The organism is Streptomyces sp. NBC_01716, assembly GCF_036248275.1.
Lineage (GTDB): Bacteria > Actinomycetota > Actinomycetes > Streptomycetales > Streptomycetaceae > Streptomyces.
In genome coordinates this window covers 1257689-1269915 of the sequence record NZ_CP109181.1, presented here as the reverse complement: position 1 = coordinate 1269915, position 12227 = coordinate 1257689, and the positions used below count along the sequence as shown (strand labels likewise).

Here is a 12227-nt window from a genome sequence, read left to right as displayed (position 1 = left end):
GTTGGTCCTGTTCCGGCTGTTTACCTCTGAGGTAAGAAGTTTGCCTCAGAGGAGAATTCCTGGCTCAATGGGGGCATGACCGACCCCGCCACCGCTCGTGAACAGGCGGCCGACGAGACCGACGCCACGACAGAGACTCTGCCGGACGTCGCGCCCCGGCTGCGCGAGCTGCGACGCGGCCGGGGCCTCACCCTGGAGGCCGCCGCCGGACGGGCCGGGCTCTCCCCGGCCCACCTCTCCCGGCTGGAGACCGCCCGGCGCCAGCCCTCGCTGCCGATGCTGCTCGGTCTGGCGCGTGTCTACGGTACGACGGTCTCCGAGCTGCTCGGCGAGGAGCCGCCCGAGCGCGATCCCGTCATCCGCGCCGCGCGGGCGGAGCCCGTGGAGGCGGACGGCTGGACCTACCGCCAGGCAGGCAGCCCGACCGGCCGGGCGATGCAGCCGCTGCGGGTGACCGTGCCGTACGGAGCGCAGGGCGACCTCGTCCGTGTCCACCCGGGGGAGGAGTGGCTCCATGTCCTTCGGGGGCGGCTGCGGCTGAGCCTCGGGGACACCGTCCATGTGCTCGACCCGGGCGACAGCGCCCATTTCGACTCGATGACCCCGCACCGCCTCGCGGCGGCCGGTCCCGCCGGCGCCGAGCTGCTGTTCGTCCACACTCTGCTGACCAGCCCCGTCGGCGAGCTGTGCCTGCCCGGCGGGGCTCACCCCCGCTGACTCGGCGCAACTGACCCGCGATCCGACCAAGAGAGGCCATCGCCATGTCCGACAACCCGGTGGACGCCGTTCAGGAGCCGTCGCCCGAGGAAGTCCAGCCTGTCCACCCCGTCCAGCCTGTTCAGCCCGCCAAGTCCGTCATGGACGAGGAGCGCAACTTCCCGCGCGGCCTCGCCATCCGGCTCTTCGCCTACCTCGTCGCCGGCCATGTCCTGGCCGGCTTCCTCTACCTGCTCTTCGAGGCGGGCGCCGGCGGGCGGTAGGGCCTGATCCAAACGACAGAGCCTAGTCCTCGACGAGGCGCGAGCGCAGCCGCTCGCGGGTCTCGTCCGTCAGACCGAGGCCGTCCGTGAGGTAGCGGTCGACGCTGCCCCACGTCTCCTCCATCGTCGTGAACGCCGTTTCGAGATACACCGCACGCGCGTCGAAGAGCGGGGCCAGCAGCTCCAGGACCTCCGGAGCGGTCCCGCCGGGCGTCGGGTCGCTGCGGCGTACCTGATACCTCCGGTGCGGATCGTTCGACTTCAGATAGTCCGCCTCGATCGCCTCCCGCTCCACGCCCACCGCGAGCAGCGACACCGCGATCGAGAGACCGGCCCTGTCCTTGCCCGCCGCGCAGTGCATCAGTGCGGGCAGGCTCTCCTCCGCCAGGGCGTGCAGCACACGCCGGTGCTCTGCGGTGCGGTCCAGAACGATCGAACGGTACGAAGCGGACATCCGGGCCGCGCCCTTGCCGTCGGCGAGGATCGAGCGCAGCTGGTCGAGGTCGCCGTCGCGGACCATCCTCCAGAACTCGGTGCCGTCGGCCGGATCGGTGAGCGGGATGTTGACGTTGTGCACGCCGACGAGCTCGACGTCCAGACCGTCGAGCTTCTGGTCGGCCGCGTTGCGGAAGTCGAAGATGGTGTGCAGCCCCAGTGACGACAGGAAGGCCGCGTCATCGGCGGTGGCGTGCGCGAGGTGGCCGCTGCGGAAGAGCCGTCCGTACCGTACGCGCCGCCCGTCGACGGTCGGCAGGCCTCCCACGTCGCGGAAGTTGCGTACGCCGGCGAGATCGGGCTCGCCCTGCGGGACCTGCTGCGGCACCTCGTGCGTCACGTGCGCTCCTCCGCGTGTGCGGTCGGCGCTCGTCGCCGACGCTGTCGCGCTCCGACTTTACGACATCGGTTCCCCCTGAAAGCGCCGCAGGAATAGGGCTTCTGTCCGTATTGGGTGATTGTCCATAAGTTGCCCCGGTCGCGGCCGAGATGGGGGTGGATCGGCCTCGGCTGGTGAGCAGGATCATATCCGTGACGGTGTGTGGCCGCGCCCGGGAAGGGAATTGGGACGCCGCACGGAATTCGAAGATCCGTAATCCACGCAGGGTGACCGCTCGCGTATGTCGATATTCGAGAGCGGATTGCCGCGGGAGAAACAGCGGCTTGTACGGGTCGGTATGCGCGGCTTACCGTCACCGCAATCCGAGCGGATCGCCGAATCCTGCCGCCGTTCGGAATCCGCATCCACCCAGCACTCATCAACGTGTGGCAGGAGCGGGGGACCCAGGTAGTACGCCGGTCCGGAGATCCGGACGGCTCGGGGTGAAGCCGCGTCACGGCGCGGCCGGGCATCTCCAGCCCGAACCCGACAGCTCACCTCGTAGGCGCCGGAGAGGAATTCGCCATGCCCGGAAAGGGTAAGCACCGTCGTCCGAGGACCAGCCCGATCACCCGCGGATTCATCGCGGCCGGAACGGGTGGCGCCGCCATCGCGATTCCGCTCATCGGTGCCACGGGCGCCCACGCCGCCGCTCCGTCGGTGGCGCCCGAGCGCGGCGTGTCCGCCGCGCACACCGCCGCCACGCAGACGGCCAAGCAGGCCGCGACCGCCAAGACCGTGAAGACGTACTCGGTCACCGCGGGGGACTACCTCGCCAAGATCGCCGAGACGCAGAAGGTCAGCGGCGGCTGGCAGAAGCTCTACGCCGACAACCGCGAGGCCGTCGGTGACAACCCGTCGCTGATCCACCCGGGCCTGAAGCTCACCATCGGCGCGAAGGCCAAGGCGTCCGCCGAGAGCAAGGCCGAGGCCGCCCCGAAGAAGGCCGCCCCCAAGAAGAAGGCCGCTCCCGCGAAGCCCGCGCCGGCCGAGCCCGCCCCGCAGGCCGACGCCACGGCGAACGAGCCCGCCGCGCAGAGCGCCGACTCCGGCTACACCGCGCCCGTCGACGGCGCGACCACCACGACCCCGTACCGCGCGGCCGGCGGCAGCTGGGCGAGCGGCTACCACACCGGCGTGGACTTCGCGGCCGCGTCGGGCACCACCGTCAAGTCGGTCGGCCCCGGCACCGTCGTCTCGGCCGGCTGGGCCGGTTCGTACGGCAACGAGGTCGTCATCAAGCACGACGACGGCCAGTACTCGCAGTACGGCCACCTCTCCTCGCTGTCCGTCTCGGCGGGTCAGCGGGTCGCCGGCGGCGACCAGATCGGTCTCTCCGGTTCGACCGGCAATTCCACCGGTCCGCACCTGCACTTCGAGATCCGCACCGGTCCGAGCTACGGCTCCGACGTCGACCCGCTGGCGTACCTGCGCGAGCACGGCGTTTCCATCTGAGCCGTCCCGTCCCACGCGTAATCGGCCGTCGGCCGGTACCTCCGGGTACCGGCCGACGGCCTTTCTCCTATTCCCGGTTGAACGAATTTTGACCGGTGGTGTTTCTCACCGGGGACGGCGACTTCTTACGGTCGCGTAGGTCCCATGGCCGGGTGAATGATGTTCTGCTGTGGCTGACGATTCGAGAACAGAAACCAGAGGTGCCTTCGGGTCTTACGCGGCCATCGGTGACAGTTTCACCGAGGGCGTCGGAGATCCCGGACCGGGCGGAATCTATGTCGGCTGGGCGGACCGCCTCGCGGTACTGCTCGCCGACCGGGCACCGGACGAATCGTTCCGGTACGCCAATCTCGCCGTACGGGGACGGCTGCTCGACCAGATCGTGGCCGAGCAGATCCCGCGGGCCAAGGAACTCGCCCCGGATCTCGTGACGTTCTGCGCGGGTGGCAACGACATCATCCGGCCCGGCAGCGACCCCGACGACGTCGCGGAACGTTTCGAACGGGCGCTGGCCGACCTGACGAGCGCGGTCGGCACCGTCATGGTCCCCACCGGGTTCGACACCCGGGGCGTGCCGGTGCTGCGCCATCTGCGCGGCAAGATAGCCACGTTCACCGCCCACGTCCGCTCCATCGCCGACCGCTACGACTGCCCGGTCCTGGACCTGTGGTCCCTCAAGTCGGTGCAGGACAGGCGCGCTTGGGACGGTGACCGGCTGCATCTGTCACCCGAGGGCCACACCCGGGTGGCGCTGCGCGCGGCGCAGGTCCTCGGCCTCGACACCCCCGCCGACCCCGACCAGCCATGGCCGCCCCTGCCGCCGCGCGGCACGCTGGAAGTGCGCCGCGACGACATGCAGTGGGCGCGCGAATACCTGGTCCCCTGGATCGGCCGCCGCCTGCGCGGTGAATCCTCGGGCGACCACACGGTCGCCAAACGCCCGGACCTGCTGCCGCTGGTGCGTCACTGAGCCGGTGCGGGCCACGGAGTTCAGCGCGTTGACGCGCTCAGCGGTATCCGTTCCAGGACGCCGCCCGCGAAGACGTCGTACAACGGCAGTGTCTCCAGGTGGACATAGCCGATGTGGCAGTCGCAGGTGGTGAGCGGGCAGGCGCGGGGTTCGAGGGCGCGGCGGTAGGAGCCGTCGTAGAGATTGCCCAGTTCCGCCGGGACGAAGTGGCAGCGGCGGACCGTGCCTTCGCCGTCCACCGAGATCACCGATTCGCCCGTACGGCACGGGAGGCCGGCCGAGCGGTGGGGGTGCCGGCTGAACGGGAACAGGGGGTCGATCGAGGTCCAGTCGGCGGCCTCCGGGTCCGAGTAGGTGCGGCCCTCCGCCGCGTTGACCCAGAGGTACACCCGGTCGGGGAGGTCGGCCCGGAGCCGGCGCGCCTGGTCGAGATGGTCGGGGAAGCCGACGACGCCGACGCTGAAGCGGATGCCCGCGTCGCCCAGCTCACGGCACTTGGTGAGGAAACGGTCGTACGGCGTCTGGCCGGGGTGATACGTGCACCAGAGCGCCAGCTTGGCCGGGTCGGCGGCCTTCAGCCAGTCCGTACGGCAGCTGAGGTTCGTCTGGATGGCGACCCGGGCGACGTGCGGCAGGTGGGAGAGGTCGGTGAGCGCCCGCCGGTACCAGGACCGCGTGAGGCCTTCGCCCCACGGTGTGAAGAGGACCGACAGACGGTCGTCGGTCTGCTCGGCCACCCACGCGGTGAAGCGTGTCAGCGCGGCCCGGTCCGCGCGCAACTGGTCGGTGCTGTCACGTCGCTTGGCGAACGGGCAGTACGGACAGTCGTAGTCGCAGGAGGCGAGCGGGCCCCGGTAGAGGATCGTCAGGTCCATGGATGCCTCACTTCGGTTCGTACGCGGCCATCGCGGCCCGGACGGCGGGGGAGAACAGGGCCGGGCCCAGCGCGTCCGAGTGGGCGAGCCCCTCCGGCGAGAGCCGAAGGAGGCCGGGCCCGGCGGCCGTGTCGAGCCAGCCGAGGCCGGCGAAACGCTCCAGCTCGGCCGGGAAGTCGTCGCCCGGAAGGCTGCCGAACCGCCCGCGGTACTCGTCCAGTTGCATGCCCTCCGCCTGGAGCAGCGACTGCAGGAGGTGGCGGCGGCGCGCCTCGTCCGGGTCGACCGCGCGGCCCACCTCGGCGCGGGAGAAGTCCTCGGTGGCCGTGTAGTCGTCGATGATGTTCCGGATCTCGCGCATCCCGACCGCGTAGTCGAAGGAGTAGTGCAGCCGCGAGGTGTACGAACGCGCGCCGCAGCCGAGGCCGATCATGCCGTCGGTCTGGCACGCGTAGTCCTCGGCCCCCTCGCGCGGCGCGCCGACGCGGCGGAACATCCGCATCGACACCTGCTCGTACCCCTCGGCGAGCAGATGGTCCCGGCCCCGCCGGTAGAGGTCCAGCCGCTGGGTGTCCCAGTCGGCCTCACTGGGATGCGCGCGCCTGCCCAGCGGGGTCAACGGCCGTGCGTACAGCGGGTAGAGATACAGCTCCTCGGGCCGCCAGGCGAGCGCCGCGTCGAGCGAGAACCGCCAGGACTGCGGGGTCTGCCCGTCGATGCCGTAGATGAGGTCGATGTTGAGGACCGGGATCCGCGCGTCCCGGATCCGGCCGAGCGCGGCCTCGACGTCGGAGCGGCGCTGCGGGCGCACGGCCGCCCTCGCCTCCTCCTCGACGAAGCTCTGCACGCCGATACTCAGCCGTGTGGCCCCGCGCTCGGCCAGCACCGACAGCCGGTCGGCGGTGGCGGTCGACGGCGATGTCTCCACGGAGAGCGGGACGGCCCGCAGATCGGCGCCCATCCGCTTCTCGGCGATGTCGCACAGCCGCTCAAGCTCGGCGGCGTCGAGGAAGGTGGGGGTGCCGCCGCCGAAAGCGGCGGCGGCGAAGCGCACTCCGTCCGCCTCCGTCGCGCCGTCCGCGTGGAGCGCGTCGGCGACAGCGGTCGCCTGCCGGTCCAGCGCGTCCAGATAACGCGTCGTCAGTTCGCCGGGCGCGCCGATCCGGGTGAAGAGATTGCAGAAGCCGCAGCGGACCTCGCAGAACGGTATGTGCAGATAGAGCGAGAGCGCGTCCTTCCGCTCACCGGCCCACAGGCCGCTCAGCGCCGGACGGTCGGCCAGCGGGCGGTACGCCGTCTTGTGCGGATAGGCGTAGACGTAACTCTCGTACGGGCGCGGCCGGGGCGCGGTGCCGGTGGTACTGGTCGTGTCGGTCATCAGGGTGCCCCTGGTTCCAGGAAGAAGTGGGCGTACGGCACGGTCCAGACGGACTCGTGGCCGAGGCGGTGGCCCGTCCAGCCGTCGTCGCCGTAGGCCGTGCCGTGGTCGGAACAGACGATCGTGAAGCAGCGGCGGCGGCTGCTCGCCGCGGCGAAGAGCCGGCCGATGTGCCGGTCCACGTATTCGAGCGCGGCGGCGTGCGTCTCACGCGAGTCACCCGCCTCACGGGTGGCGCCGGGCAGATGGAACCAGTTCGGCTGGTGCAGCGACGGCACATTGACGAAGAGGAACAGCCGCTGACCGGCCGGCAGTTCGGCCACGACCCCCTCCGCGCGGGCCACCTGCGACTCGAAGGACGTCGGCGACGCGACGCCGAACTCCGGCTCCCAGTGGCTCTCCTGGAACATCCCCGGCAGTACGGAACCGAGCGCGCCCCGCTTGTTGAAGAAGCCGACACCTCCGACGCACACCGTCCGGTACCCGGCGTCCGCGAGACCCGACACGAGGTCGGGCGCGTCGAAGACGAACGTCCTCGCGGCCGTGGACTCGCTCCCCTCGAACCGCGCGGCGAACAGCCGCGGATGCGGCCCCGCCGACGCGGGCGTCGGCAGGAACCCGGCGAACATCGCCTGGTGCGAGGCGTAGGTGAAGCTGCCGGGGGCGTGCCGCTTCTCCCAGCGCCCGCCCGGGAGATGCCGGGCGAGATTCGGCAGCCGGCCCGCCGCGGTCAGCTCGGCGGCCACGTCGTAACGCAGGGTGTCGAGCGTGATGAGCAGCAGGTCGTCGCGGCCGACGACTTGGCGCATGTCGGGCAGTCGCGCGTCGGCGATCCGCGGGTCCTCGCCCACCGTTCCGGTGGTCGCCGCACGCCCGGTCACCGCGTTCGCGATCTCCGTGCCCACGTGGTCCACCTGCTTGTTCTCCGCGTCGGCGTGTGCGTCGGCGTCCGCCTGCGCGTGTGCGTCCGCGTGCGCGGCACGCGTCGTCGCGGAGTCCTTCCTCTCAGAGCCGCGCACGGCGCTCCTGTCCCGCGCCGGCCGCGGGCGGACCGCCCGCCCGCAGCGACGCGATTTGCGCCCCGTAGGTGTCCAGGCCTTCCGCGCCGCTGCCGGGCAGTCCGGTGAGGCCGGGCAGCAGATCGCCGAAGGCGTTGACCTCGCCGACGGCGAAGCGGCGCCAGCCGGTCGCGGGCAGCAGGTCCACGCCGACGCAGTGCGTGCCGGGGAAGCAGGCGGCGGCCTGTTCGCAGATCTCCAGGGCGGCTCGCCACCCCCCGCCGCCGCTCGCCGCTTCGGTCGCCTCCCGCACCGCGTTCAAATCGCCACGCGACCCGCCGAGATGCAGGTTGGTCATCGGCGACGAGCTGGTCCGTACGACGGCGTGCGTCGCGCGGCCCGCGACGACCACCACCCGCAGGTCAGTCGCCCTGCCGTTCAGCATGGCCTTCGGCAGCCACCGCTCGACATGCAACCCGTCCGGGGCCAGCGCGTCGACGATCGCGGCCACCTCCGGCTCGGTCGTCAGCCGCCGTACCCGCAGCGAGTTGAACAGCCGTCCCGCCGCGTCGCGTTCGACCGATGTCGTCGCGCGCACGCGGCCGGGGCCGGCGTACTCGACGGCCAGCACTCCCGAGGCGGACGAGCCGTGGGCGATCTTGACGAACGCGCGGCGCATGCCGGGGCCGTCCATCAGCGCACGTACGTCGTCCCAGCCGCGAACGGGCGGGGCGCCGGGCCCCGAGGTCGGTGACGGCGGCACCGGGACGGAGGCCAGGTCCAGCACCTCGTGGCACAGCCGCTTGTCGAACAGCACCGCCAACTCGTCCGGATCGTCCAGGAGACGCGCACCCGCCTCGCGCACCCCACGGCCCAATTCCCGTACGGCGGAGGTGAACCGCTCGTACCAGAGCGCCGTGCCCTCGACCCGCGTCGGATCGTCCGTGCCGCGCAACAGCCGCTCCACCGCCGCGTCCTCGCCCGGCGACTCGACACGCACGGTCTCACCGGGGTGGAACTCGGCACGCCCGCCCAGCACTTCGAGCCAGGCCACCTCACGGGCCGGTGGCAGGCCCGCCGCGCCCACCGCGTCCTGGAAAAGCCGGACGCGGCGGTTCGCGGGATTGCCGACGACCGCCAGGCCCTGTCCGGCGGATCGTCGCGGGCCCGGCCCGCCGCTACTCGGAGACGGCGACATAACGCCACTCGTCGTCAGCGCTGAGGTCGTAGGGCGGCTCCAGCTCCACCCGCACCCCGTGCGGACCCAGGGTCTGCTGGATTCTGTCGGTCACGTCCGGCGACATGAAGTGGTGGCGCAGGTCCAGCGTCTTCAGATGGGTGAGCGGCTGGCCGGCGAGGAGGGCTTCACCGCCCGGGTCGGCGAGCGTGCCCATGGACAGCGCCAGCGATTCGAGCCCGGCGACGACCGGCGCGGAGGCCACGGCGCCGGCGATCTCGTCCTGGATCTCGCTGTTCCGGAGCCCCAGATGGCGCAGGAGCGGGAACCGGCCGCCGTCGAGGAGCGGCGCGAGATCGGCGACGGTCGCGTCGCCGCCGTACTCCTCGATGCCCAGCCACAGCTCCAGCCGCTCCAGCGCGGGCAGTTCGCTCTCGCCCACCGCGCGGACGACAGAGCCCCGCAGCCCGCCCGACTCGAACCGCAGGAGGCGCAGCCTCTCGTGCTGCACCGGCCGCAGCCGCACGGCACCGTTCTGATACGTGTCGCCGCAGCCACGCACGGCGAACTCCTCCAGGGACGGGAAAGCCTCGATCGCCGGGGTGACGTCGGTCATCACCAGCCAGGACACCTCGCACTCCTCGCCGACCACGTCCCCCAGGAACAGGGCGCGCAGGGCGGGGAAGCGTGCCGCGTCGGCGACGATCAGTTCGAGGGCGGGCGCCAGCTCGCTGTAATCCCCGCTCCACCACGGTCCGATGACCAGCGCGCGCACGCGCTCCGTGTCGACGGCATCCGTGAAGTGCTTCCACAACTCGGGGAAGGTCCACTCCTCTTCCCACCCGCAATCGAGCCGCCAGGCGACGGCCTCGGCCTCGGGCAGCGCCTTCAGCGACCGGATCTTGTGGTGGGGGAGGGTGAAGACCGGCAGCCCGTGGAACTCGTCGAAGTGCTCGATGTCCATCGCGCCGCTCATTCGGCCACCGCCGTGTAACGCGAGTCGCCGTTCCTCTCGGACTCGCACCCGGAGAGATCCACGACCACACCGGCGGGCTCCAGAGTCGTACGGATCCGCTTCCGCATCGGCTCGCTGAGAAAGTGGTGGTGCAGATCGAGCTTCTTGAGATGCGTGAGCGGCTGACCGCCGAGCAGTGCCTCGGCTCCCTCGTCACCGAGGGTGCCCATCGACAGGTCGACCGTCTCCAGCCGCGCAACGACGGGCGCTCCCGCCAGCGCCGCCGCGATGTCGTCCTGGATCTCGCTGTTGCGCAGTGCCAGTGACTTCAGAGCGGGGAGACGCACTCCGGTGAGGAACGGCTCCAGGTCCGCCACGACCGTGTTCGCGCCGTACCAGGACACACCCAGCCAGATGTCCAGCCGCTCCAGCGCGGGCAGTTCGGCCGCGGCTATGTTCCGCACGACATCGGCGTCCAGACCGCCCGTCTCGACGGTCAGTGAGCGAAGCCGCTCGTGCTTGACGCCGGCCATGTCCAGCCCTTGGCCGCCGCGCACCCCGAACGAGTGCAGCTGCGGCAGGCCGTTGAGCAGCGGCGCCATCGCCGTCTGGTTGATCCACGAGATCTCGCACTCCTCGTAGGTGATGTCACCGACGAACAGCGCGCCCAGAGAGGGGAGTTGGTCGCTCGCGGCGACGATGGCCCCGATCACGCCGTCAGGAGCGGTCTCGTAGACGTCGCTCCAGGCGCCGACGATCAGCGCGCGGACCTGGGTCGCGTCGACGGCCTTGAGGAAACGGGCGAACGCCGACTCCCACTCCTCCTCGCTCTCGTACGCGTCCACCGCGACGCGCCAGGCCACCGACCCCGCGTCGGGGAGCTTCGCCTTCGGCTCGGCTTCGGCGTCGGGGAAGTCGAACGCGGGCAGGCCGTCCAACTCCTGCAGGTGGTTCGAAATGGTCATGGCGAGTGCTCCAGACACCGGGCGTCGGCGTTGATCGGCTTGATGCTGAGAGAAGTTGTAACAGGCGCCACTGACAAGCCCGGTTCGGGGGCGGAGCCGATTGTCAGACCCACCGTCTAGCGTCGTTCACAGGTCGGCGCACTCGGCGCCGCCGGTCGAGGGGAGAGTCATGTACCGGCAGGGAGACGTGCTCATCGTGCCCGTGGCGGAGGAGAGCGTGCCGCCCGGTGCGGCCGAGGCGCGGAGCGAGCCGAGGGACGCGCGGGGGCGCCTCGTCCTGGCGCTCGGTGAGGTCACGGGACACGCCCACGCGGTGACCGGCCCCGGCCTGCTCGTCCGCGAGACGGGGGGCGAGTTCGGGCCGATGCTGCTTCATCTGCCGGAGGGCGGCCGGGTGGTGCACGAGGAGCACGCGGCGATAGCGCTGCCGAAGGGGTGGTTCCGCGTGGTGCGCCAGCGGGAGTACCTGCCGGGAGCGGTGCGCGTCGTCGCCGACTGAGGACGCGCGAAACGGCCGCGCGAACGGGCCGGGACGGCTCGGCAGGAAAGTACAGGGACAGTGACGACAGGGGACGGGGCTTCAGACATGCGGAATGTGGACAAGTGGCGGGGCGTCGCGGCGGCGACAGGCGCGGCCGACCGGCCGGCGGCCGAGGCGGGGATACGGCTCGCGTACCGAACGGCCGGACTGGCCGAGCCGGAGCGGATCATCTGGGCGGACTCCCCGCTCGCCGGGCTCGCCGCCGTCAAGTCCCTCACGGATCGGGGCAGATCGGTCCGTGAGGAGGTCCGCACCAAGCCATGGGCGGACGAACGGCGCCGTATTCACGACGAGTTGGGCCCGGCGGGCTGGGCCGACCGGTGGGGGGCCACCGGTGCCCGGCTCTGGGACACCACCCGCGCCCTCGCCGACCGGATCCGCTCCGGCATCACCGACTCGCTCGGCACGGAGGCGGAGGACCTCCCCGCCACGCGTCAGCTGCTGCTCGACGCGGTCCTCGGTCAGCACGACGCGGCCTGGCTCGCCGCGTTCGACGGCCGTGGCGACCGGCTCACGGGACTCGCCGAGGTCGCGGCGCACGCGGGCTGGTGGTGGCCCTACGAGAAGGTGACGGTGGTCTGCGAACGTCCGGTGGAGCTGCACCGTGACGAGGCGGGGCGCCTCGACCGCGGTGACGGCCCGGCCCTCGCCTACCCCGACGGCTTCGCCCTCTACGCCTGGCGCGGGATGCCGGTCCCGGCCGACTTCCTCGACGAGCTCACCTCGCTCGACCCCGCGCGGATCCGTAACGAGGAGAACGCGGAGCTGCGCCGCGTCATGCTGGAGCACTACGGCTACGACCGGTATCTCACCGAGTCCGGCGCCGAGCCGATCAACAAGGACGAGACCGGCATCCTCTGGCGGATAGCCCTCGCCGGGGACGAGGACGTCGTGATGGTCGAAGTCGTCAACTCCACCCCGGAGCCCGACGGCACGAGCCGCACCTACTGGCTGCGCGTGCCGCCGGGGACTCGTACCGCCAAGGCGGGCGTCGCCTGGACGTTCGGCCTGGACCCCGGGGAGTACGAACCGCTGAAGCAGACCTGAGCCGGACCTGCT

13 protein-coding genes and 1 riboswitch are annotated in these 12227 nt (G+C 71.4%); of the genes, 6 read left to right on the top strand and 7 right to left on the bottom strand.

What is annotated here, in order from left to right; all coding sequences use genetic code 11:
- Positions 1-75: 75 nt before the first annotated feature.
- Positions 76-717, top strand: coding sequence for a helix-turn-helix domain-containing protein (locus tag OIE74_RS05445; RefSeq protein ID WP_329378963.1), 642 nt, complete (start codon positions 76-78; stop codon positions 715-717).
- Positions 718-761: 44 nt separating this feature from the next.
- Positions 762-980, top strand: a complete 219-nt coding sequence (locus tag OIE74_RS05440) for a DUF6126 family protein (protein ID WP_329378961.1) — start codon at positions 762-764, stop codon at positions 978-980.
- A 22-nt stretch (positions 981-1002) separates the two neighbouring features.
- On the opposite strand, the gene OIE74_RS05435 is transcribed toward OIE74_RS05440, so the two are convergent.
- Positions 1003-1803 carry a tyrosine-protein phosphatase gene (locus tag OIE74_RS05435; RefSeq protein WP_329392175.1) on the bottom strand — a complete coding sequence of 267 codons (801 nt, stop codon included), beginning with the start codon at positions 1801-1803 and terminating at the stop codon, positions 1003-1005.
- Between the two features lie 407 nt (positions 1804-2210).
- A riboswitch (cyclic di-AMP (ydaO/yuaA leader) is annotated at positions 2211-2375 on the top strand.
- A 4-nt stretch (positions 2376-2379) separates the two neighbouring features.
- Between OIE74_RS05435 and OIE74_RS05430 the strand changes: the two genes are divergently transcribed.
- Complete coding sequence (locus OIE74_RS05430) at positions 2380-3309, top strand: LysM peptidoglycan-binding domain-containing M23 family metallopeptidase (protein ID WP_329378959.1); 930 nt, start codon at positions 2380-2382, stop codon at positions 3307-3309.
- A 169-nt stretch (positions 3310-3478) separates the two neighbouring features.
- Positions 3479-4279, top strand: coding sequence for an SGNH/GDSL hydrolase family protein (locus OIE74_RS05425; RefSeq protein ID WP_329378957.1), 801 nt, complete (start codon positions 3479-3481; stop codon positions 4277-4279).
- Positions 4280-4299: 20 nt separating this feature from the next.
- On the opposite strand, the gene OIE74_RS05420 is transcribed toward OIE74_RS05425, so the two are convergent.
- From OIE74_RS05420 to OIE74_RS05395, 6 genes are all read right to left on the bottom strand, one after another.
- Complete coding sequence (locus tag OIE74_RS05420) at positions 4300-5154, bottom strand: STM4011 family radical SAM protein (RefSeq protein WP_329378955.1); 855 nt, start codon at positions 5152-5154, stop codon at positions 4300-4302.
- Between the two features lie 7 nt (positions 5155-5161).
- On the bottom strand, positions 5162-6532 hold the full coding sequence (locus tag OIE74_RS05415) for an STM4012 family radical SAM protein (protein ID WP_329378953.1): 1371 nt from the start codon (positions 6530-6532) through the stop codon (positions 5162-5164).
- Positions 6532-7341 carry an STM4013/SEN3800 family hydrolase gene (locus OIE74_RS05410; protein ID WP_329392174.1) on the bottom strand — a complete coding sequence of 270 codons (810 nt, stop codon included), beginning with the start codon at positions 7339-7341 and terminating at the stop codon, positions 6532-6534. The genes OIE74_RS05415 and OIE74_RS05410 overlap by 1 nt, the downstream gene beginning before the upstream one ends.
- 196 nt (positions 7342-7537) lie before the next feature.
- A complete protein-coding gene (locus OIE74_RS05405) occupies positions 7538-8728 on the bottom strand; it encodes an STM4014 family protein (RefSeq protein ID WP_329378951.1) in 1191 nt (396 codons plus the stop codon).
- The gene (locus OIE74_RS05400; RefSeq protein ID WP_329378949.1) at positions 8709-9671 is read right to left on the bottom strand and encodes an STM4015 family protein; all 963 of its coding nucleotides are present in this window, start codon (positions 9669-9671) and stop codon (positions 8709-8711) included. Before OIE74_RS05400 ends, OIE74_RS05405 begins: the two co-directional genes overlap by 20 nt.
- Positions 9672-9679: 8 nt before the next feature.
- Entirely contained in the window at positions 9680-10627 is a 948-nt protein-coding gene (locus tag OIE74_RS05395) for an STM4015 family protein (RefSeq protein WP_329378947.1), read from the bottom strand.
- Between the two features lie 169 nt (positions 10628-10796).
- Between OIE74_RS05395 and OIE74_RS05390 the strand changes: the two genes are divergently transcribed.
- Positions 10797-11126 (top strand): hypothetical protein, encoded by a 330-nt coding sequence (locus OIE74_RS05390; protein WP_329378945.1) that lies wholly within the window; start codon positions 10797-10799, stop codon positions 11124-11126.
- Positions 11127-11213: 87 nt separating this feature from the next.
- Complete coding sequence (locus OIE74_RS05385) at positions 11214-12215, top strand: DUF6745 domain-containing protein (protein WP_329378943.1); 1002 nt, start codon at positions 11214-11216, stop codon at positions 12213-12215.
- Positions 12216-12227: the final 12 nt, after the last annotated feature.